Source organism: uncultured Shewanella sp., from assembly GCF_947501665.1.
GTDB lineage: Bacteria > Pseudomonadota > Gammaproteobacteria > Enterobacterales > Shewanellaceae > Shewanella.
In genome coordinates this window covers 13,219-34,898 of sequence record NZ_CANMWS010000030.1, presented here as the reverse complement: position 1 = coordinate 34,898, position 21,680 = coordinate 13,219, and the positions used below count along the sequence as shown (strand labels likewise).

Here is a 21,680-nt window from a genome sequence, read left to right as displayed (position 1 = left end):
AAGAACAAAACAAGCTTCAATAATACGAACAACCTCATCCCCCATTCAACGCTTCCCCTGCAAAACCAGGCGTTATAATTTATTAACACTATCAATTTTTTGATATCGATTACCTATTGATTTGAACTTATTGCTCCAAATTAGTTTGTTCAATGTAAAATTAAAAAATATTAATGACAATCTAGCTCATGAGGTAATTGACCATCCCTCTAAGGCCAAATAGCTTGCGTTTTTTTAATCCCACCAGACCCCACTCTTTACAACAAGAGAAGTGGAAAACTAACAACATTAACCTGATCTCAAATAAGGTTTTAAGAAGTTAAATACTACAAACAAAAAGCCGGGATCTTAAGTTGGATACGTTGTTATTAGTGAACATGACAAAGGATTCAAATCCGAAAACGCCATAAAGTATAAGTGGTTATAACCCCTATCTGGGCAGGAACTAGCAACCTTATCCTGCGGCCAGCAATCAAAAGATCTACCGCTTTTAAAAAACGATAGACTTGCAACATGCGATTTATTCAATCTTGTCTCTTTCGATACTCAGCTACCGGAAGACCACCTATCCCCCAATCTTCTAAGTCCACTTCATTGATAACCACAAATGTGGTGTTAGGATCTTTATCTAACACCCTCCCAAGCAGCTCCGTTGTGCCTTTGATAAGCTCAGCTTTCTGTACTGGTGTAGTGCCTTCTCGAGTAATTTTAATATTTACATAGGGCATATCATTCTCCATTTGGCTTTATCAAGCGCACGCTAATGGCTTGTTCCATCATTTAAATCAGGCTATTTCCTTATCTCTAAACGTTCAAATCTAAACGTTCATAATGAAATACTTTTGAAATAATCCGCCATTGCTGATTGAGCTTAATCAATGTTAAAAAATCGGTAAAAAATTGATTCCCGATAGCGCACTCCACCCGCGCGATGGCTGTAACAGGACCGGCAAACTCGATAGACACGATGCGATCCTGCCTCCTCTCTTTTAGACTCGCGGGAGAAGGCCGCTTATTCACAATGGGTAAATACTCATCCATATTGCGATAGACTAATGCCCCCTCAGTTGCACAAACATAATGTGCCTGCGGATGAAAAACCGCCGCGAGTAATCTCGTATCACTATGATAAAGTCCATCAAAATAGTGGAACAAAACTTGAGTTACCACTTTCTGTTGGGAAACGATATTTTGTCCTTGAAGAGCATTCATTTGATTAATAATCCTTCTGCACGCATAGCATCCTGTACCTTTTCTCGAGCTGCCACACGTTTGGAAAAAGCGATTATATTTGGCCATTGTGATAACGCAACCCCTAATGGAGTTGCCCAGTTGGATACCACAAACAAATAAGCATCAGCAACGGAAAACCTGTCCCCTAATAAATAAGGTCGTCCATCATCAAAAATAAACTCAAAGTGGGCCATTTTTTTCTTTACTTGTTTTCTTGCTTGAAGTTTTTCTGCAGCTGCAGCATGAGATGAAAACAAAGGGGAAAAGGCTTTATGGAGCTCTGCTGAAATAAAGTTTAAATGTTCTTGCAAGCGCGCCCGAGCCAGTGCGCCAAACGCAGGAACAAGAGAATTCTCAGGCTTTAAATCCGCAAGATACTGAAGAATGGCTGTGTCATCGGTTAATGTTTCCCCTCTACCTAAGCTTAATACAGGCACATATCCCTTTGGGTTTATCGCATTAAAGTCTGCCCCATGTTCAGTGAGCATCTTGTCAGTATTGACCCTTTCAATCTCAAAATCAGAGCCAATTTCTTTTAATATGATATGTGAAGCCAGCGAGCAGGCACCCGGTTTATAAAACAATTTCATGTCAATTCCTTCTTTTTAAGCGCTTTAGTTTTCAGGAATATTTTAGTCACAGCAAGTTACCTTTGTATACCTAATATGTTAATGTTACCCAAATGAGAAGTTACCTTTTGGTAACCAATATAAGCAATTAGATAAGCCATCAGCGAGTAGAGAGATACCATGCTACCAAGAAGAAAAAACGGAGTGATCTTACCCCCAGAAGAATGTCCAATACATACTTGTATGGGGATCATAGGTGGAAGGTGGGCACCTGCTGTTGTTTGGTATTTAAGCCAAGGACCTAGACGTTTTAGCGAATTAAAAGACGACATAGAAGGAGTCTCGGCAAAAATGCTAACAACCCGTTTGAAAAAACTGGAAACAGATGGCATCATCATTCGAGAGGTCATGCCAACCTCTCCCCCTTCGGTAGAATATAGGCTAACGGAGTTGGGACTAGAATTAAAACCTGCTATCGAAGCCATTGTTGCTGTAGGGCACAAACTAAAAAGTACTAAACAATAAAATACTATACACACTCATCGTATGAGCAGTGTCGTTATTCAATCACGCAGAGCAGACTTGCTTAGACATCATGACCATACTATCTATTGCTAAATCAATATATTGCCATCAAAGCCTGTTACTAAAGACCTGTTACTAAAAACCTGAGAAACTAGCATTCACTCCCACTAATATTCCATTTATCAATGTGATAAATGGAATTTTTATCCAAACATGCTTACTTCGGCATCAACAATATTGATCCCAGCATTTTCAAGCGACACTTCATGGTCGGCCAATACGGCCCCACAAGTTTGCACTTTTGCCTCATTATCCTCAACTTTTGTCGCCACTTCGCTCATTTCTAGTGTATTCTTCGATACCTTAGCACTCACTTGCTCTAAATGCGTATTTGTAGAATCAATACGAGTATTAGTCGCATTAATGAATTCACTGATAGCTGTCATTTGATGATCTTTAAGATCTAGCTCTTCTAATACCACAGACATTTTTGATGCCAAAGCTGCTTTTTGTTCGGCAATTAACTTTTTTTCTTGAGCTTTGGCGGTATAGTCCTCAAGGTTTATCGATTTTTTTCTGACTAAAAACTCAGCCTTATACCCCAGTATTGCTTCCGTTTTAGCCCCTAAGGTAACCGCTGAGTTTAGTCCCAAGTTCACCTTAGTGTACGCCCCAACATACTGAGATGAAGACTGACCAAATACAATCGAATTTTTCGTACCTTTAATCATCGAAAAACTGTTTTCTGCTACAATATTGAGTCCTGGTATCGCCTTTTTAACTTTTAAATAACTGTTTTCTGCGACATTTCCCATAGCTAACATTTTAACGCCTCACTAACCGAAATATTCCAAAGGATCCATTTACTGTTATTTTGTTATTTAACACTCAAAAACGTTGAGCCCTGTTATTAAGTTCTGTTAAAAATACCCTATCTTGATGTTGTTAATCAGAACAAAATAAACTCGGTGCATTTTTACCAGTAATAAATGACAGTTATATGACAATGAAATTCTCAATCAAAAAAGACAAAAGAAAAGATAAAACATGATAATATTGGAAACATAAAAAACCACTTAAGACACCTTAACTATTAATATCATTAACATATTAATAAGCTAAAATAATCACTAATAGAATTGTTTTACAAGGCTAAGAAATGTCATATTTAACAAAATAGTCTATTTTATATTCGCAATTCAGTCAGCTCATATTACATTATGCTAGGAGGGTTGCTCTTTGATGAGAGCCCCTCTTGAAAAAAGGCTTAAAATGACTAAGCGTCCCCCCATTCGCCGTGATTAAAGCACGTTTATCTGAACATCGTTTCATCACTAAAGATAAACAAACCCTAATTTATATTCCACAGATATAAATTTCATTGTTATATCAGCAGCCAGATGTGATGATCTCCTCCCTCTCTACAGGTTAAATAATGGTATTTTTCTTATATCAAAGTAGAAATAGCCCACTTTCAGTAGCAAGCAAAACAGAGGTAGGAGTCACAACTCCTATTGAAAAAGGCTTTTAATCGACATTCAAGTTAACTAATCGATGGCATAAAATTGCTTATACCACTCAACAAAATGGTTAATCCCTTCATCCACTTTAACTTGAGGGCGATAATTAATCACATTAAAAAGATCTTCTGTATCGGCATAAGTTTGATAGACATCACCCGATTGCATAGGCAACCAATTTTTCTTAGCCACTATCTTGGTAGCCTTCTCAAGAGAGTCGATAAAATCCATTAATTTTACTGGGCTTCCATGCCCCACATTGTAGACTTTATAAGGCGCTGAACTGCTTGCAGGCGAACCAGACTCGACAGTCCAGTGAGCATCGCAATCTGGAATAATGTCTTTAATTTTAATAATACCTTCAACAATATCGTCAATATAAGTAAAATCACGTTGTAAATCCCCATGATTATAAACATCTATCGCTTCTCCCTTAAACATGGCTTGAGTAAATTTAAACAATGCCATATCGGGTCTCCCCCAAGGACCATAAACCGTAAAAAAGCGTAGCCCAGTTGTTGGTAATTGATATAAATGTGAATAAGTATGGGCCATTAATTCATTTGACTTTTTCGTAGCGGCATAAAGTGAAATAGGATGATCCACATTATCCGATGTATGAAAAGGACTTTTTTTATTCAAACCATAAACTGAGCTGGAAGAAGCGTACACTAAATGCTGAATATTATAATGGCGACACCCTTCTAAAATGGTTAGCTGTCCCACTAAATTACTGTCAGCATAACTCATTGGATTATCAATAGAATAGCGGACTCCTGCCTGCGCAGCTAAATGAATTACGTTATCAAATTTCTCTTTAGCAAACAACGCATCTATGCCTTCTCGATCCGTTAAATCCAACTCAACAAAACAAAATAAAGGATGCGAAATATTCGCCAAACGTGCTTTTTTCAAACTCACCGAATAATAATCATTAAGGTTATCAATACCGACCACTTGATGGCCCTCTAAACACAACTTGTTTACAACAGCGGCGCCAATAAACCCTGCAGCACCTGTGACTAAATACTTCATTGCTACCTTATCCTTAAACAATCTATTGATAAATTTGTTTCATGGCCTGTACATAGCGCTGAACGCGCTGAGGTTTTGGGCAAGTGTCTGACAACGCATCATGCCCAAATAACAACCAATGACGACGATGAGCAATGCCTAAGTCTACGGCTTTTTTAAGATTAAAACACAATAAATCTGTTGATTTTTGCGTAATCACATAGCGATTAGGGTTCTCTTTCATCCATAACCACGCATTTTTATCTTGCTCTTGCGGTGAGGCAAGATAACTAAAATGCACTAAAGGCATCGGTGAAAAGAGTAAAAACTGCTCTTTAAATCGCGCCAAACCGACTTCACTACCAGGTGCAATATCGGATTGAACCTTAGCCATAATTGCTTTTGCTGGTGTTCGTACCTCATTCATCACAGGATACGCCACTAATCCATAAAGTACCCAAGTGAGGCCGATCCCCACACCATAATGAACAAGGTTTAAACTCATTGTCTTTTGTTGACGAATACCACTATACAAAACACCTATCCAAATGACCGCGCCCATTAGACAAAGTAAAGCCAGTGGCCATGTTGTTTCCCCGACTTGACGGGTAATAGCCGGTAATTTGAACAGACATAAAAACACACCAACAACTAACACCGATGCTAATAGGATACCGGTTGATGCCAATACTTTATTAAACCACTTTTTGACTTGAGATAACGAGCAGCAAGCCCCAACCAATAATGCAAACATAGGTAAAGCAGGTAAAATATATAAATTACGCTTACCCGGACTTAAACTGAAAAACACGATCACTAAAACGACCCATATTAATAACGATAATGTGACAGGAGAAGCGGTCAGTTTTCGCCAAAAATCTTTATTGACCATCAATAGATACAATGGAAACCACAAAAGAGGAATAACACTAATAACAAAGAAATACCACGGCTTAATATGTCCCCATGAATTAACATAACGCTCAGCAGTTTGTTTAAATAAAATATTATCCCTATAAGCCGCAAAATCAGGATTATCGCTAGTATAAGAAAAGTACAAAATGGGGATAAGCCATGCTATCAATACAGCCAATAATACCAATGGCCCCAAAAACAGCTGAATATTAATTTGACTTTCAAATCGGTGCCTGTGGGTGTAATGCAATCCCAAGATAGGGATAAGGAAAAAAATAGGCAAAAATCCAACGCCTTTAGTCAATACGCCCAGCCCCATAAAAAACCAAGCGAGTAAATACCACAGACGTGACGGCGCAACAAAAAAATGTCGAATCAAGCCATACATACTTATCGTTATCCAACAAGCCACCATAGCATCAATTTGGGCCGTTTTAGCCTGAATAACAAATTGTGGTGCAATAAGTAATAATATCGCGGCTTTTTTTGCCACTTTAACATTCCACAGGCGTGCCCCTAAATCATAAACACACAATAAGGTGATTAAACTCGCTATGGCATTGGGTAATAAAAACGTCCAAGATATAGAGTCGGTCAACTGATACAAAATAGCCATAGACCACATGAAGATTGGAGGTTTATCAGGATAAAACTCTCCACCTCTTTGAGGAAAAAACCAATTACCTGATGCCACCATTTCTCGTGCAACTTCAACAAAACGGGGTTCATCGGCTGGCCAAGGATCCCGTAATCCTATCCCTGCAAAGATCACAATAAACCCTATCATCATTAACCAAAATAACGTCTGATAATATTCTTTGTGCTGCAACGCGCGCTCATCATTCATTGACAATATCATCCTTTAAAATAGATACCTGTGATAATTCACTCTCAATTGAATCGAATTCCTAAATCATGCTCAATCATATTTCAGGACGGATTGATTTCATATGATCACGATAAAGGTAACGTGTGATGAGTAGACTCATCCCAAATAACACTAAACTTAAATATACCAACTGGTTATTAAGCGTATTAATCCCCGCTCCAATTAAACTAAAAATAAGGGTTTGGGGTATATAACCCACAGCGCTCGCACTAATGAAAGGAAAATACTTAATACCAATGCCACCACAAAACACATTAGTCAATAAATTGCTCCCCACAGGAAAGAGACGTAAGAGTAAAATCTTATAAAAAGGTTTTCGCTGACAAAATAACTGGAAGGTGTATATTTTATGAGTAAAATGTGTTCGCAACCAATGAGAAAACAGATAATGAGCAAGCCAATAATTCATACTTGCCGCCACTAAACTCACCACAACAGCAAAAAGCATCCCATTGAAGGCCCCCAATAAATAGCCGTATAACAAGCCATTGATTTGCCTAGGTCCACCAATAAAAACAAACATGAATGTCGCAAAAAACAAGAAGGCATAACCTGTTATGCCTTCTTGTTGTAGATATAAAGCGATCCAATTCTTATCGGATAAATGTATTAAAATAGGCTCGATCACATCACTTAATAACAAGCCAACCACAGCAACAAATAAGAGAAGTCTAAGTACTTTCAAGGAGAGTACTTTCAAGAATAGCGCTTTTAAAGACAGTACGTTAATAAATAGTACTTTCATGGATTATTCACTGAGCTCTCATCGTTTGAATCAAAACGAACAGTCACAGAGCTTGGGTATTTAGTTCTTTGCCTCAACCAAATAACCCCTAATAAATCAACTACCCCCACCCATAATCGATTCCAAACATTATAATTTGATGCACCTGCATTTCGCTCTCTATGATTGACCGGACATATCACAACCTCTCCTCCTAATCGTTTAATTAACGCAGGTAAAAAACGATGCATATGATCAAAATAGGGCAATAACATGAATGTCTTTTTAGGAAAAAGCTTTAACCCACAACCTGAATCAGGTACACCATCACCTAATAATAATTGGCGTATTGCATTAGCAAATCGAGATTGAAATCTTACCCAAGGTGTATCAAGTCTCTGATGTCTAAAGCCTGCAATACAAAAGTGAGTTTGTCTTTGTTGCTGTGCAAGCATGATCAGTTTGGGATAATCAGCCGGATCATTTTGCCCATCTGCATCAGAGGTAATAATCCAATCTCCCTTAGCGTAACAAACCGCACTATACACACCAGTGCTTTGACCACAGCTATGAGAGTGGGATAATACTTGCAATGCACAACCACAAAACTGTGCCATATCGATGGCTTCTTGAACCGTTCTATCATCACTGCCATCATCAGTGATCACAATTTCAAATGAATATTGCTGATGCAAACTCTGATGAATTTCTTGAATTAACTGACCAATATTGCCTTGCTCATTCTTTGCCGGTAACACCACGGAAATTAAAGACATTGAATACTCACACCTATTTCACATTATCAAATAAAAATTAGGAAGATGAACAGCGATTAGATTAACATTTTAATAATAGTAACCTAGTGTAATTACTTATTAAATACAACTAGTATTTAACGCTTTGGCATTAAAATATATAGCAATAAGTATGATTAACCCCTATTGACATGGTGTTTAAATTTAAAAAATAATACTAATAGGCTATGAGTTATATTAGTAATAACTCAAACAAGATTATCGATTATTCAATTTCTCATTCAAAAAATGAATAAAAGCGTTATTTTTAGGGGGGCCTCAAATGCCACTTTAAATACACAGCATAGGTCAAACTTAATCGCTCATAGGGACTAAAATGATGTTCAGACAATATACATGGACTAATGCCCCACTTTCCAATTCCTGCTTCACTGCCCAATATGGCATAAGTGATAAGCCTGCATGGCTGAGCAATAATTGTTTTTGTCCATTAACTGAATTGACCGATGAACCATGTTTAATATCAAACTTAACGGCTTTTTATTGCATAAGAAACCAATCTTGCCAACCAGAATAACGGTATAAAATACATTGATGCTCAGTTAATTCAAACGGCAATGATAATGGCTTACGTCCTTTTAAATACGCTTCACTAGCACACAAAAGAAAAATCAAACAGGGTGACAATGTCCTTATTCATGGTGCAACAGGTGGAGTGGGTCATATTGCCATCAACTCGCAAAACATTTAGGCGCGACAGTCTCCGCGACTAGCCTAGCCTAGCAAACAATTATGAACAGGCTAAGACTATCGGCGCTGATCATATTATTGATACATCCACAACGTCGGTTTCACAATATGTCAATGACATCACTCAAGGTCTGGGATTTGATACCATCTTTGATACTATTGCTGGCGATCATATTCAAAAAAGCTATGACGCAGCAAAATATTGCCAATTTGATTGAGTACCCAACTCTCATCTAACATCCAATCAACAAACGGTACATCTTTTGATGGGACTTGCGACAACTTAATCGCCCGCGCTTAATGACATCATCAAGCTTAAACAAAAAACATTTTTTAACGATCCAACCATAGAAATACAACTCCAGTGTTTTATGCTTAAAGTGGAGAACAATACCCCACAACATAAACATGTTAACACTTTGCTTTAAGTGTAATCAACTGGTTGTTTTAAAAGAAATACTACTTTGCCAGCACGCTTGCAGATACTCGATTGGCTAATGCTTTACCTAAGATTTCATGTGAGTCTTTATCTAAATGGAGGCCATCGATATCACTCATTTCAACAACAGAGGCGGCATCGAAATACAAGGTTTGGTAAGCTTTCGCGATAATTGAATATTCTGCAGCTAGACCTTGACTGCGCTCAACAGCCCCTTCGAATTTATAGGCAATAGTCCCTTTAACTGGCTTTAATTTAGGGGAAGCGACCACCATAATTTGCGGCACAGGCATGCCAGGTTCGATCGGTGCTTGACGAATAATATTAATGAGCTTAACCATGCCTTGACCTGAAAGCGCAACGCTATTGTCGTGAGTACATTGAAAATCATTATTGCCCAACATCACAATAACCAATTTCAGAGGAGAGTGCATTTCAATCACTTGCGCCAAACCTTCAGAGCCATCACGGCCCGCCCTAAATGGATCGCTCCACACCGTACGACGACCATTTAAGCAATTTTCAATGATACGGACTGACTTACCTTTCTCCAGTAACACTTTTTCCATTACGCCTGTCCAGCGCTCATCAAAGGCGAGACGCTTTCGCGTATTCGGGATAATCCCCCATGAAATACTATCAGAATACACTAAAATATTGTCCATAATAACTTAACTTCCTGTTACAACATAGGTTTTAATTCTAAGACAAAATAAAATAATGATCCACTGATTGGCATAAAAAAGGCTTTCCTGAATATGGAAAGCCTGTTGAGTCATCAATTAACGTCACATCATGACATTAGGTCAATGTTATGCAACATCTAACGCTTTAGAGACTTTCTCAAATAAGTCTTTAGACAGATCCGGTAAATCCAATAGTCGTTGTAGTGCCGCTTTCATTAAGCTCTGACGCTTTTCGTCAAACTTTTTAAACTGAATGAGTGGCGTTATCACTCTAGCAGCCACTTGAGGATTAACACTATTGAGCTGAATTAAAATATCCGTCACAAATTGATAGCCTTTCCCATCGACGCGATGAAATTCATTGATATTTCCAGCCGCGAATACGCCCACTAATGAACGGACACGATTCGGGTTTGATAAACTAAAAGCTTGATGATTAAGCAGTGATGACAGCTGCTCAATACAAGCTTCATCATGCCATTGGGCATGTAAACTAAACCATTTATCCATAACCAGCGGCGTATCTATCCAAGTTTGTTCAAATGCACTCATCAAGTCTTGACGCACACTTGACCCTTGCACATTCAAGGCAAGCAACGCCCCTAAACTATTAGTCATATTATCAGCTTGCTCAAATTGAGTCGCCGCCAAGGTTTGATACTCATCATTACAGTCAATGAGTAATGCTAAACATTTATTTTTAAACGCTCGAGCCCCTGCATCATCAATCAGATTAAGTTCGGTATAGCGCGCTAAAAGTTCATCCTCACAACCTTCAGCAATTTGCTCAATGGCGAAGGCTCTTGCTAAACTTAACTTATCCAAGTCAACTTGTTCCACTTGCTCTATTAATGCCGATAAGCTTGGTAAGGTTAAAATTTCTGCCACTAACGCTTTATCCAGTGTTTCATTAAGGATAACCCCTTTAAACGCATCAATAATACGAGGGTCCAGCACCATAGCTGTACCAGCCTGCAAATGAGCCACATTCTCCCAAATAGCATGACTAAATAAATTCACCGATGCTTCCCAGCGCGCGACTTCACTGCTGGCAAAGGCCATAATATGCACCAATTGTTCAATACTATAAGCAAACTTTAACCGCACAGGTGCTGAGAAATTTTGCAGTAATGATGCAACAGGTTTATGGGACAGCCCTTCAAACTTGAGTGTTTGTGTCGACTCTTTGACATCGATCACTTGTGATAAAATCGACTCACCTTCGGCATTTAACAGCTCAATGTCAAAAGGGATATGTAACGGTAATTTATCCAACTTATCGGGCGTTTGCGGCGTCATTTGCGATAAAGTTAACTGATAACGTCCCGCGACATCATCAAATGTCTCCTCAACCGTCACCACTGGCGTACCGGCTTGGCTGTACCAACGTCTAAATTGAGTCAGATCCACATTTGATGCTGACTCCATTGCACTCACAAAGTCATCGCAAGTGACCGCTTGACCATCATGACGTTCAAAATACAAAGCCATTCCTGCTTGAAAACGCGCTTCACCTAGCAAGGTGTGCATCATGCGGATCACCTCTGCGCCTTTATTATACACAGTCACTGTATAGAAATTGTTCATCTCAATCACTTGAGCTGGGCGTATAGGATGCGCCATCGGACCTGCATCTTCTGCAAATTGCTGGTTTTTCATGACTCGAATAGCATGAATACGATTAACGGCACGCGATCCTAAGTCAGAGCTAAACTCTTGATCGCGAAAAACCGTTAACCCTTCTTTTAAGCTCAGCTGAAACCAATCACGGCAAGTCACGCGATTGCCTGTCCAATTATGAAAATACTCATGACCCACAACCGACTCAATACCATGGTAGTCATCATCCGTTGCCGTTCGTTTATCTGCTAACACGTATTTGGTATTAAAGACATTTAAGCCTTTATTTTCCATCGCCCCCATATTGAAAAAATCAACGGCGACAATCATGTAAATATCGAGATCATACTCAAGGTTAAATCGTTCCTCATCCCACTGCATGGATTTTTTCAATGACGCTATAGCATGATGAGCTTTATAAAGGTTACCTTTATCAACAAACACTTGTAATGTTACTTGTCGGCCACTCTTGGTTTGATAGCTATCTTCTAAGAGATCAAAATCCCCAGCTACTAAGGCAAATAAATAAGCGGGTTTGGGAAAAGGATCGTGCCATTTCACATAGTGATTCAATTCATCCACTTCGCCTTGTTCAATTAAATTTCCATTACTGAGTAAATAAGGAAAACCCTGTTTGGGCGCCGTAATGGTTACCGTGTAAATTGCTAATACGTCTGGTCTATCAAGAAAGTAAGTAATACGCCTGAATCCTTCAGCTTCACATTGGGTACAATAAGCTCCATCTGATATGTAAAGCCCTTCTAAACTGGAATTCGCTTGGGGATCCAGTAAGGTCACTATCTCTAATTCAAATTGATCTAAGGCGGTATTTATGACCAGCTTGCCATCAAGGATCTGATAATCTGTCTCTTGGCCATTTATTTTAACGGACTGGATTTGAATATCGTCACCATCAAGGATTAACGCTTCTTGATGCTTACCTTGCCTAATGACTTGACTGGTCGCGTTGACTTTTGTGTTCGCCGCCGCTAAATCAAAGGCTAAATCAATATGGCTAATCGTAAATAGCGGAGCTTGATAATCTTTTAGGTATTTAGGTTCCAGTTGAGACATAACATACTTTCCTTAATCTCTTAATTTTAATTCAAAATACACATAAAAAAACGCGCTATAAGCGCGTTTTTTTATTGAAAACAATAACCACTACTTTGATTTAGCCGTTTTTTCTGCTGTTGCTAAATCTAAAGTAATGTAGACAGTTTCATTTAAAAATGCATCCACAGGCTCAACTTTATCATCGACATCATCAAGAGACTTCACTTTCTTAAGGCCCGCTTTAACACGACGCTCATTGATTCTATCAAGCTGCTTTTTGTCATTTTCTTCACGCTCGCTTAAACGCTCACTTTCGACTAATGACACACTTTTCTCATTATGATGCTTCTTAAACTCAGCAATATCACTGTTAATATAACCAAATTCAACATCTGTCTTAATACGTTGTTTATAGGCAGCATCAAGCTGAGCAATCATACCGGGAGTGATATCATTCAAGGTCTTGTACTTCGCCACTGGTACTTTATCCCAAGGCAGTGCATTCTTAGACTCTGCTTCACCGTACTCTCCAGGCTCTAATGCACTCGGGTATTTAATATCCGGTGTGACACCTTTCAATTGAGTGCTGCCACCATTGATACGGTAGAACTTCGCAATAGTGTATTGTACATGACCAAGAGGCTTATCGTATAAATCATAAATCCGGCCTAAGCTTTTATGCTGCTGCACTGTGCCTTTACCATAGGTTGACTCACCCACGATTAACGCTCTGTCATAATCTTGCAGTGCTGCGGCAAAAATTTCCGATGCAGAAGCACTGTAACGATCAACCATCACAGTTAACGGCCCTGCATAAGTGGTTTTACCATCATTATCACGATTTTGAGTCACTCGTCCATTGGCATCACGAATTTGCACAACTGGGCCTTGATCAATAAACAACCCAGTTAGTAATGACGCTTCCGTTAATGCACCACCACCATTACCGCGCAAATCAATGATCACACCTTCGACTTTACTTTCTTTTAATTGCGTCAGCTCGTTAGATACATCTTTTGATAATCCCATATAAAAACCAGGAATTTTTATCACACCCACTTTACGGCCAGCATAAATGCCTTCTTCAGGCTCAATGATTTTCGAGCTTGCAGCGCGATCTTCTAATCGAATTTTATCGCGAGTAATCGTGACATTAAAGGTTTTAGCAGACGATCCCCCTTTCTTAGGCAAAATTTCTAACGTGACTTTGCTACCTTTAGGGCCTTTAATTAATTCAACCACATCATCGAGACGCCAGCCTATCACATCGACCATGTCTTTGCCGTCTTGTGCCACGCCAACGATTTTATCTTCAGGTGCCAGTTTATCACTACTTGCAGCTGGACCACCGGCAACTAAACTCTTAATCACCGTATAATCATTATCCATTTGCAACACAGCACCAATCCCTTCAAGACTCAAATTCATTTCCATTTGGAAACGTTCAGCATTTCGAGGAGAAAGGTAACTGGTATGGGGTTCAACCGTACGAGCAAATGCATTCATAACCGCTTGAAAAACATCTTCACTGTTGGTTTGACTTAAACGTTTAATCGCATTGTTATAGCGCTTGGTCAGAACCGTTACAATCTCGTCCCAAGATTTACCCGCTAATTTCAAATTTAATGCATCGTATTTGACACGCTCTCGCCAAAGCTCATTAAGCTCAGCTTCTGTTTTTGGCCAAGGGGCATCTTCTCTATCAAATTGGTATTTATCACCCGCTAAGTCAAAATTCATTTTCTTATCGAGTAAAGACAACGCATAGGCAAAACGTTCATAACGTCTTTTTTCGGTGACTTGAAACATATCATAAGCAGGTTTTAAGTCACCGGTTTCTAACATAGTATCAAATTGCTTTGCATACTTTTGAAAACCATCAACATCTGACTGCAGCAAAACATTGTGGCGATAATCTAATTGCTTTAAATAACTATCAAAAACTTGCTCTGAAAACACATCATCAAGAACAAATCGACGATAGTGAGAGCGACTAAACAAATCGGTCACCCGTTTACTCGCTACCTTATGCTGAGGCTCCTGCTTTAAAGCGGGTAACTCGCTGAAGGGGATTGAAGGGCTAACGGCCCAGGCAGAAAATCCTACAAAAATACTGACGACAGTTGCAGCCAGAATGAGTTTTCGCATCAACAAGTTACTCCTTTACTATTTCGCCATTACAGCATTATATGTTCAGCGCGTACTTTAACCGTTAAACCAGAATCTAACTGAACACTCACATCTTCTTTTTTGATATCTAAAATAATGCCAGCGACAGGAGATTGCCCTAGCTTTACATTAACACGTTGATTTTGCTTTAGTTCAGTAAGCACTGCTGGCACAAGTTCAACCTTAGGAGCAGGTTTCTTTTCTAATTTGTTTGGTTTTGCAGCAGGTGCACGTTTTGGGGCGGTTTTCTTAACAGGCTTCTTGTTAACTTTAGGCGCCTTTTCAGCATGTTTAGCCGCTTGTGCTAATCGCTTCGCTTTAGCTTTTTCTTGACTGGCTTTAAGTGTGGTTTGAGCATGCTCAATATGCTCTTGCTCTAGCTCCCCGCAAGCTTGCCCTTCTAGGTCAACACGTTGGACGCCAGGCTTAATACATTTCAAATAACGCCAACTACTGGTATAGCGACGTAAAGCGATTCTTAATTGAGTTTTACTGACTTTAGAATCATCAGATAACCTTTCAGCCAAATCCTGAAACAATCCAATCTTTAATGGCTTAGTTTCACCTTCAGCAACAAAGCATAAAGGAAATGTTTCATACAAATACGCAAGAATTGCGTTGGTGTCGGTCAACTTTTCTGTTGATTCCATCATTACTTCCACAGTTTTAAAAAAGGGCACATAAAAAAAATCATACACGAACATACAATTTTTAAGTGTCGTTTATATTTATCTGAATCCACGTAAAAATAAAGCATAAATTGGTCATTATTTTTATTCTTAACGTTCTTTCTACAGACATACCTTAGCAATTACAAAGAATAAACGCCAAACATTCATTCAATCAAGTTTAATAGCCTACTTGAATTTTGTAATTTATCAAACCGCCTATTATAAGCACAGTAGCCATGAATGCGACCACCAATTAACGATAATAGGCTAGCATTTAACCAAATAAGCCGTTTTCGAAGCTTTTTAACACGGCTTCGAGCCCTATTTGATCGTTTTTAGTGAATCTTCCTAACGAAGGACTATCGATATCTAACACACCAATAACCCTTCCATCACGACAAAGTGGGATCACAAGTTCTGAATTACTGGCAGTATCACACGCGATATGACCTTCAAATTGATGTACATTTTCTATACGTTGAGTGGCATTTTTGCTCGCCGCTGTACCGCACACTCCTCTTCCTAATGGAATACGAGTACAAGCCACTTTCCCCTGAAAAGGACCTAATACTAATTGGCTATTTTTCATCAAATAAAATCCAACCCAATTAATATCACTTAAATGTTCATTTAATAAAGCTGAAAAGTTCGCCATCGCACAAATTAAATCATCTTCTCCAGCAAACAATGCCTGAACTTGACGATTCAATACATCATAATCTTCAACACTCATCCCATACCCTAACACGACATCACTAAAAGAATTGATAAAGCACCATAATAAAAATAATGGCACCATTACCAGCCGGGCAGTTTAACAAATAAATGCCTTAAAATCCTAGTGACTTTTCTATGACAAGTTAAGGTTGAGACGTGTCAATCACTCAAAGATGAGATGGGGTTAAATTTTAACGGTGTTTTTATCGGCAATTTATGACTAATTTAAATACTCATCCAAAGACCTAAGATGACCATAAAAATGAGCGTACAATGTCCTTTATAAAAAGAAAACAACGAGCGCACCAACAGCACTTGAAAATACAACATTCCAATGGTGTTGGTACACTGTGATCATAATATTAAGCCGCTTCTTGTCCAGTTTTTTTCACTGTTTTTTTCTTATTTGAGGTTGTTTTTTCAACAAGCGGTTCTTCTTTTGTACTTGAGCCTCCCTTTAATACCTTCATAAATTCATCTTTATTTTTAGCCAGATAAAAGCTCAAGCTTTCACAGGTCGCATCATCAATTTCCAGTGCTGACTCGGCTAATAAAGGCTGAAGGTTATCAGCGATATCCAACATTTTATCATAGGCATCCGCATCTTTTTTTGATGTAAATGTCATTTTCTCTACCCCTTCTCTAACCACAACAAATTGTGTGATAACGGCCATGTGTCACTCCATACTGTTTTTATATACAGTACCTATTTTGCCATAATTCACCCAATATGCAAGCCAAGAAACCATCAGTCCTCTTACCTGAATGCCTACACTCGCCTTTTCAGGTTTTTTAGGTATATAATCTAATAACTTTGCTCTAATGTATGAATATCTCTCATTACTCAATATGCATTTTCAAGCCACAGGGCTTTTACCATAAGTATCATAAAATATAAATATTACATATCAATGCATTGTCATTATCTTCATTAATCATTAAGTAGGTTAATAACACTATGGGATCACAAGCCGAGAATGAGAGTATTGTCTTATGCCACTCTTGTGACTTAGCCATCAGAAAACGAGCCCTGCCCACAGGCGTAAGAGCCCTTTGTCCCCGTTGCCATTCTCCTCTCTATCACACCCCCTATTGTTCCATCAATGGCATGCTAGCGTTATGTCTCACCGCTCTGATCTTTTTTCTTCCTGCTAATGTATTTCCTATGCTTGAATTACATTTCCTTGGCAGTGTTAGAACGACGACAGTATTAGAAGGTGCATTGGCGGTCGGCAAACAAGGTTATTGGGTGGTCAGTCTTGCCGTCATGACTACCGCCGTGTTCGGTCCGGCTCTATTACTACTGTCAATATTGAGCCAAATTATCATTGTAAAGCACCGACTATCATCACCTTTTCACCGAAAAGTACTCAAAAAGTTATTGATGTTACATACATTACTGACGCAATTAACTATGCTTGAGATTTATGTTATCAGTTTTCTGGTTTCATCATTTCAGCTATCTGATTTTGCAACCATTACTTTCGGTATGGGCACATTTTGTTTTACTATGCTATTTCTATCGACTTTGTTTTTGCTCAGAGAATACGATATTGAACACATGTGGAGTCTGTTAGATGAAAAAAGCTGAGACCTTACTGCAAGGAAAGGATATCCAGTTAACAGCCTGCCCAACTTGCAAACAAATCGCTTCATTACATGACAAAGTTTGTTTACGTTGTGATAGTCCACTACGCGCAAGGAACACACTCAGTCTTCAAAAAAGCTGGGCATTAGTAATTACTGCGGCAATATTGCTGATCCCTGCAAATATTTACCCAATTACCATGTTAACCAAACAAGGAAATGTGCGTTACGATACAATTTTTTCTGGTATCATTCATCTTGTTCAAACAGGTATGCTACCCATTGCTATCATTGTTTTTATTGCTAGTATATTAGTACCTTGGTTAAAAATTATTGGCTTAACCTTGTATTTAAGTGCCATTACTTTCAACTTACCTTTATCCAAAAAGAAACTCATGTTCGGTTTTCATATAATTGAAACCATTGGCCGATGGTCCATGCTCGATCTTTTTGTTATTTCACTCACTGTGGCTTTGGTCAACATGGGCCAGCTACTTGATGCACAACCTGCACCTGCGGCAACGCCTTTCGCCTTAGTCATTTTACTCACACAAACCGCAGCAAAAGTTTTAGACACTCGTTTACTTTGGGATCGACTGGACACTCAAGATGACACAAATAGAACAGCCTAAAATTGTTAAGAAAAAGCTCTTCTCTCCTATTTGGTTGCTACCAGCTGTAGCACTCATTTTGGCAGCATGGTTAGGAGTACAAAGTATTCGAGACGCAGGTATTACCGTCAGAATTCACTTTCCCAATGCGACGGGCATGGAAGTGGGCAAGACATTAGTCCGTTACCAAGGACTCAATATGGGAAAAGTCGTTGATATCAGCATCGATAAAAACTTAAGCGGGGTCAATGTCGATGTATTAATGGATGCTCGTGCAGAACCCTTTTTGCGTGCAAATACACAATTTTGGCTCGTCAAACCTAAAGCTTCCATCATGGGAGTGCAAGGTTTAGAAACTATTTTTTCGGGTAATTACATCGGCATGTTACCCGGTACTGGCAGCCCCAAAATGAACTTTAGAGCCGAAAAAAATGCCCCAGTCATGCAAGCGGGAACAGAAGGCATCATATTAAAATTAAACACGGAAAAATTAGGTTCATTAGAAGTGGGATCGCCCGTTTATTTTCGCCAAATCCCTGTCGGGCAAGTGGTCGCTTACGAACTGAATAAAAGTGATAATATTCAAATCAGTATCTTCATACAAAAAGAATACGCTCAACTGGTTAAAATCGACTCGCTATTTTGGAATGTCTCAGGGCTAAACATCGATGCTTCATTGTCTAATTTACAAATCAATGTTGAAAGTCTAGCAGCCGTATTAGCTGGCGGGATCAGTTTTAATTCAAACGATAATTCTCAAGTGGCCGAAGTCAATGACAGCTTTAATTTATATGCCAGTAAAAAAGAGGCACTAGAAGGCATTAGTTTCACCTTAATGGCTGACAATACCTACGGCATTAATAAAGGAACAGACATTGTCTTCAGAGGCATAAAAATAGGCCAAGTCACTCATATTGATCTCACCTCCAAAGGGGTCAACATGATGGCAAAATTAGATAATACCTATAAATCACTTCTTACCCAAAGTGCACAATTTTGGGTGAGTGGTGCAAAAATATCCCTCGCAGGTATACAACACCCTGAACGTTTAATCACCGGTAGTGTGATTAATTTTAAAGCCGGAACAGGGCCTGCAAGTTCGGAATATCCATTATTGGATAAGGCACCCGACGCACAAACTAACAATTTATATTTAACCCTCAACTCTCAGAGTAACCCCAATCTTTCTGTCGGTGCGGAAGTGCGCTATAAACAGATAAAAATAGGAGAGGTCACTGCCGTTAACCTGAACAACAAGCTGACTCGCGTTAATTATCAAGTGAAAATTTATCCCGAATTTGCACAATTAATCACGCAAAAAAGTTATTTTGTGTCAGAAGCAGCCGTCTCGATTAATGCCACATTAGATCAAGTCAAAGTGAAAACTCGCGATTTAACCACCTTTGTCAAAGGTGCGATCAGTTTAGTACAAGGTACTTCACGTCAACAAGTAAGTAATAACGCACAATTAACACTCTTTGCATCCGATCTGGCAGCAAGTGATTTTTTTGCAAATCAAGGTGCAGTCAAACTCACCCTGCAAAGCCCTGATGGTGCAAGTTTATCTACAAATTCACCGATTTATTACAAAAAAATGCAAATTGGCCGCGTTAAGCAAGTGACTTGGTCTGAAAAAAAACAAGCCTTTGATGTTAATATTCAAATTCAAAAACAATTCAAAAGCTTGATCAATAGCCAAACTGTTTTTTGGCAAAATAGTGCGGTATCAGTCAATGCCAGCCTCAGTGGGCTCGAAGTTAACGTTGCCCCACTCAAAGGAGCAATACAGGGCAGTATTTCACTCGATTTACTGAATAAGAATCAAACAGGAGATCGCTCTCATTTATATACCACCAAAAAACTGGCTTTATCTCAAGCTAAGTCCATCACGTTACGCTTTCCCGCTGAGGCTAAGTTAGCCGCACATGCTGCTATTCGTTATTTAGGATACCAAATTGGTGAAGTTGAAACAGTGAGCCTAGATAGCTCCCTCAAAACTTTAACCGTGAAAGCTTACCTCTATGGTGAATATGCTAAGCCTTTTTTACGCACTGATGCACAATATTCACTGGTCGATGCACAAATCAATTTAACGGGCATTAAAGCCCCTGAAACCTTGCTTACTGGCGCCTTTATTAAAGTCAGTCCGGGAAGCAGTGAACGAGAAACCCATACCTTCAATGGTCGATTGCATGGGCAAATTCACTTACAGCCTGATGCATTAACCTTTACGATTACCACTAAGCAACTTGGCTCACTAAAAGTCGGTACTCCCTTATTTTTCAGAGGAATACATGTTGGACAAATAGACCAATATGCCCTGTCAGGTCAAGGAACTTACGTCAAACTTTATGCTCATGTTGAACCCCAGTATCGCAATTTAGTTAATCGTTCAAGTCAATTTTGGGACCTCTCAGGTATAAAAGTGGATGTGGGACTATTTTCGGGTGCTCAAGTTGATACAGGCTCCTTAGAAACCATTCTGGCAGGCGGGATCGGTATCGTCACAAAAGAGACAACTGTTAACGATAATACATTAAAAAGCGGTGACAGTTTCACGCTTCATGATAAGAAAAATCCTGCTTGGGATAAATGGTCGCCCGCTCAAGCCACCCCTTAAACGCTTGTCGCTCACTCCTTAGCCAAAACGCATGGAGTGAGCCCTCTCTCATTTGACCATTTGTATACTGTCATATTCTTAACTAGACTCAATATACTCACTTCATTTCATTTTTTATTCATCATTAAGTCAGTAAACAGCTTGATGGAGGTATGCTACCCTTCTTTTTAATCCATTAAGGATATTGTTATGCCAATAAAAAACATTGCGATAAGTCTAGGGCTATCAATCTTATTTGTCTCAAGTAGTGTTATTGCTAATCCAGTCAATGTCTCTGGTCGTTGGGTCGGCGTTAACTATGCCAGTAAAATTAAAGGGCCGACTCAAGTCACCATGACCCTCAAACAAACGGATCAAATGGTGATGGGTAAATATTTAGCAGCGACAGGGGTAGCAAAAGAAGGAAAAGGCATGAAAACGACGCCCAAAACCTTTAAAATACGCTGGAGAAATACGGCGCTAAAATGCCCAGGAAAATATGTTTATGAATATACCCTAAATGGTGATCAGCTCACTTGGATGTTTGTCGGCGAGGACTGCTTAGGAATAGAAAAAGGCCATGGTTACGCCAAACGGGAACCATAATTCGCGCCAAAATCCTTTATCTCAC

The 21,680-nt window shown here is 39.1% G+C and carries 20 protein-coding genes and 1 pseudogene; 6 read left to right on the top strand and 15 right to left on the bottom strand.

The annotated features are described in order from the left end of the window. Positions 1-524: 524 nt before the first annotated feature. The 3 genes from Q0976_RS19805 to gstA all read right to left on the bottom strand — a co-directional run bounded on the left by Q0976_RS19805 (position 525) and on the right by gstA (position 1,823). Positions 525-728, bottom strand: coding sequence for a 4-oxalocrotonate tautomerase family protein (locus Q0976_RS19805; RefSeq protein ID WP_299495633.1), 204 nt, complete (start codon positions 726-728; stop codon positions 525-527). 76 nt (positions 729-804) lie between these two features. Further along, positions 805-1,212: a nuclear transport factor 2 family protein gene (locus Q0976_RS19800; protein ID WP_299495632.1), complete on the bottom strand. Its 408-nt coding sequence runs from the start codon at positions 1,210-1,212 to the stop codon at positions 805-807. Beyond that, a complete protein-coding gene (gene gstA / locus Q0976_RS19795) occupies positions 1,209-1,823 on the bottom strand; it encodes a glutathione transferase GstA (protein ID WP_299495631.1) in 615 nt (204 codons plus the stop codon). Before gstA ends, Q0976_RS19800 begins: the two co-directional genes overlap by 4 nt. Before the next feature lie 159 nt (positions 1,824-1,982). Between gstA and Q0976_RS19790 the strand changes: the two genes are divergently transcribed. Then, on the top strand, positions 1,983-2,327 hold the full coding sequence (locus Q0976_RS19790; protein WP_299495629.1) for a helix-turn-helix domain-containing protein: 345 nt from the start codon (positions 1,983-1,985) through the stop codon (positions 2,325-2,327). A gap of 203 nt (positions 2,328-2,530) precedes the next feature. Here the strand turns inward: Q0976_RS19790 and Q0976_RS19785 are convergent, their stop codons facing one another. From Q0976_RS19785 to Q0976_RS19765, 5 genes are all read right to left on the bottom strand, one after another. Beyond that, positions 2,531-3,151, bottom strand: a complete 621-nt coding sequence (locus Q0976_RS19785) for a hypothetical protein (RefSeq protein WP_299495626.1) — start codon at positions 3,149-3,151, stop codon at positions 2,531-2,533. A 723-nt stretch (positions 3,152-3,874) separates the two neighbouring features. Further along, a complete protein-coding gene (locus tag Q0976_RS19780) occupies positions 3,875-4,882 on the bottom strand; it encodes an NAD-dependent epimerase (protein WP_299495624.1) in 1,008 nt (335 codons plus the stop codon). A 22-nt stretch (positions 4,883-4,904) separates the two neighbouring features. Continuing rightward, complete coding sequence (locus Q0976_RS19775) at positions 4,905-6,623, bottom strand: glycosyltransferase family 39 protein (protein WP_299495623.1); 1,719 nt, start codon at positions 6,621-6,623, stop codon at positions 4,905-4,907. A gap of 76 nt (positions 6,624-6,699) precedes the next feature. Then, the gene (locus tag Q0976_RS19770) at positions 6,700-7,410 is read right to left on the bottom strand and encodes a VTT domain-containing protein (RefSeq protein ID WP_299495622.1); all 711 of its coding nucleotides are present in this window, start codon (positions 7,408-7,410) and stop codon (positions 6,700-6,702) included. Beyond that, positions 7,407-8,165 (bottom strand): glycosyltransferase family 2 protein, encoded by a 759-nt coding sequence (locus Q0976_RS19765; RefSeq protein ID WP_299495621.1) that lies wholly within the window; start codon positions 8,163-8,165, stop codon positions 7,407-7,409. The genes Q0976_RS19770 and Q0976_RS19765 overlap by 4 nt, the downstream gene beginning before the upstream one ends. A 788-nt stretch (positions 8,166-8,953) precedes the next feature. Between Q0976_RS19765 and Q0976_RS19760 the strand changes: the two are divergent. Further along, positions 8,954-9,034: pseudogene (locus Q0976_RS19760) on the top strand (hypothetical protein); the annotation flags it as partial. A 16-nt stretch (positions 9,035-9,050) separates the two neighbouring features. On the opposite strand, the gene Q0976_RS19755 reads toward Q0976_RS19760, so the two are convergent. The 7 genes from Q0976_RS19755 to Q0976_RS19725 form a co-directional block, all read right to left on the bottom strand. Then, positions 9,051-9,176 (bottom strand): hypothetical protein, encoded by a 126-nt coding sequence (locus Q0976_RS19755; protein WP_299495620.1) that lies wholly within the window; start codon positions 9,174-9,176, stop codon positions 9,051-9,053. A gap of 177 nt (positions 9,177-9,353) precedes the next feature. Then, entirely contained in the window at positions 9,354-9,998 is a 645-nt protein-coding gene (locus tag Q0976_RS19750; RefSeq protein ID WP_299495619.1) for an SGNH/GDSL hydrolase family protein, read from the bottom strand. 147 nt (positions 9,999-10,145) lie between these two features. Beyond that, entirely contained in the window at positions 10,146-12,713 is a 2,568-nt protein-coding gene (gene pepN / locus Q0976_RS19745; protein ID WP_299495618.1) for an aminopeptidase N, read from the bottom strand. 90 nt (positions 12,714-12,803) lie between these two features. Continuing rightward, a complete protein-coding gene (gene prc / locus Q0976_RS19740) occupies positions 12,804-14,843 on the bottom strand; it encodes a carboxy terminal-processing peptidase (protein WP_299495616.1) in 2,040 nt (679 codons plus the stop codon). A 29-nt stretch (positions 14,844-14,872) separates the two neighbouring features. After that, positions 14,873-15,514, bottom strand: coding sequence for an RNA chaperone ProQ (proQ, locus tag Q0976_RS19735; protein ID WP_299495678.1), 642 nt, complete (start codon positions 15,512-15,514; stop codon positions 14,873-14,875). A 295-nt stretch (positions 15,515-15,809) separates the two neighbouring features. Beyond that, positions 15,810-16,268: a GAF domain-containing protein gene (locus tag Q0976_RS19730; protein WP_299495615.1), complete on the bottom strand. Its 459-nt coding sequence runs from the start codon at positions 16,266-16,268 to the stop codon at positions 15,810-15,812. A 346-nt stretch (positions 16,269-16,614) separates the two neighbouring features. Beyond that, positions 16,615-16,926, bottom strand: coding sequence for a YebG family protein (locus Q0976_RS19725; RefSeq protein ID WP_299495614.1), 312 nt, complete (start codon positions 16,924-16,926; stop codon positions 16,615-16,617). A 284-nt stretch (positions 16,927-17,210) separates the two neighbouring features. Between Q0976_RS19725 and Q0976_RS19720 the strand changes: the two genes are divergently transcribed. The 4 genes from Q0976_RS19720 to Q0976_RS19705 all read left to right on the top strand — a co-directional run bounded on the left by Q0976_RS19720 (position 17,211) and on the right by Q0976_RS19705 (position 21,655). Next, positions 17,211-17,843, top strand: a complete 633-nt coding sequence (locus Q0976_RS19720) for a paraquat-inducible protein A (RefSeq protein ID WP_299495613.1) — start codon at positions 17,211-17,213, stop codon at positions 17,841-17,843. Beyond that, positions 17,830-18,471, top strand: coding sequence for a paraquat-inducible protein A (locus Q0976_RS19715; protein WP_299495612.1), 642 nt, complete (start codon positions 17,830-17,832; stop codon positions 18,469-18,471). Before Q0976_RS19720 ends, Q0976_RS19715 begins: the two co-directional genes overlap by 14 nt. Beyond that, positions 18,449-21,070, top strand: coding sequence for an MlaD family protein (locus Q0976_RS19710; protein WP_299495611.1), 2,622 nt, complete (start codon positions 18,449-18,451; stop codon positions 21,068-21,070). Before Q0976_RS19715 ends, Q0976_RS19710 begins: the two co-directional genes overlap by 23 nt. A 189-nt stretch (positions 21,071-21,259) precedes the next feature. Next, positions 21,260-21,655 (top strand): hypothetical protein, encoded by a 396-nt coding sequence (locus Q0976_RS19705; protein WP_299495609.1) that lies wholly within the window; start codon positions 21,260-21,262, stop codon positions 21,653-21,655. The last annotated feature ends 25 nt before the right edge of the window (positions 21,656-21,680 follow it).

Excerpts from the sequence above, each read along its gene's own strand:
- gstA (WP_299495631.1), bottom strand. The coding sequence starts at position 1,823 with ATGAAATTGTTTTATAAACCGGGTGCCTGCTCGCTGGCTTCACATATC.
- Q0976_RS19705 (WP_299495609.1), top strand. The coding sequence starts at position 21,260 with ATGCCAATAAAAAACATTGCGATAAGTCTAGGGCTATCAATCTTATTT.
- Q0976_RS19715 (WP_299495612.1), top strand. The coding sequence starts at position 17,830 with ATGAAAAAAGCTGAGACCTTACTGCAAGGAAAGGATATCCAGTTAACA.
- Q0976_RS19800 (WP_299495632.1), bottom strand. The coding sequence starts at position 1,212 with ATGAATGCTCTTCAAGGACAAAATATCGTTTCCCAACAGAAAGTGGTA.
- pepN (WP_299495618.1), bottom strand. The coding sequence starts at position 12,713 with ATGTCTCAACTGGAACCTAAATACCTAAAAGATTATCAAGCTCCGCTA.
- prc (WP_299495616.1), bottom strand. The coding sequence starts at position 14,843 with ATGCGAAAACTCATTCTGGCTGCAACTGTCGTCAGTATTTTTGTAGGA.
- Q0976_RS19765 (WP_299495621.1), bottom strand. The coding sequence starts at position 8,165 with ATGTCTTTAATTTCCGTGGTGTTACCGGCAAAGAATGAGCAAGGCAAT.
- Q0976_RS19805 (WP_299495633.1), bottom strand. The coding sequence starts at position 728 with ATGCCCTATGTAAATATTAAAATTACTCGAGAAGGCACTACACCAGTA.
- Q0976_RS19785 (WP_299495626.1), bottom strand. The coding sequence starts at position 3,151 with ATGTTAGCTATGGGAAATGTCGCAGAAAACAGTTATTTAAAAGTTAAA.
- Q0976_RS19780 (WP_299495624.1), bottom strand. The coding sequence starts at position 4,882 with ATGAAGTATTTAGTCACAGGTGCTGCAGGGTTTATTGGCGCCGCTGTT.
- Q0976_RS19720 (WP_299495613.1), top strand. The coding sequence starts at position 17,211 with ATGGGATCACAAGCCGAGAATGAGAGTATTGTCTTATGCCACTCTTGT.
- Q0976_RS19770 (WP_299495622.1), bottom strand. The coding sequence starts at position 7,410 with ATGAAAGTACTATTTATTAACGTACTGTCTTTAAAAGCGCTATTCTTG.
- Q0976_RS19725 (WP_299495614.1), bottom strand. The coding sequence starts at position 16,926 with ATGGCCGTTATCACACAATTTGTTGTGGTTAGAGAAGGGGTAGAGAAA.
- Q0976_RS19710 (WP_299495611.1), top strand. The coding sequence starts at position 18,449 with ATGACACAAATAGAACAGCCTAAAATTGTTAAGAAAAAGCTCTTCTCT.
- proQ (WP_299495678.1), bottom strand. The coding sequence starts at position 15,514 with ATGGAATCAACAGAAAAGTTGACCGACACCAACGCAATTCTTGCGTAT.
- Q0976_RS19775 (WP_299495623.1), bottom strand. The coding sequence starts at position 6,623 with ATGAATGATGAGCGCGCGTTGCAGCACAAAGAATATTATCAGACGTTA.
- Q0976_RS19750 (WP_299495619.1), bottom strand. The coding sequence starts at position 9,998 with ATGGACAATATTTTAGTGTATTCTGATAGTATTTCATGGGGGATTATC.
- Q0976_RS19790 (WP_299495629.1), top strand. The coding sequence starts at position 1,983 with ATGCTACCAAGAAGAAAAAACGGAGTGATCTTACCCCCAGAAGAATGT.
- Q0976_RS19730 (WP_299495615.1), bottom strand. The coding sequence starts at position 16,268 with ATGAGTGTTGAAGATTATGATGTATTGAATCGTCAAGTTCAGGCATTG.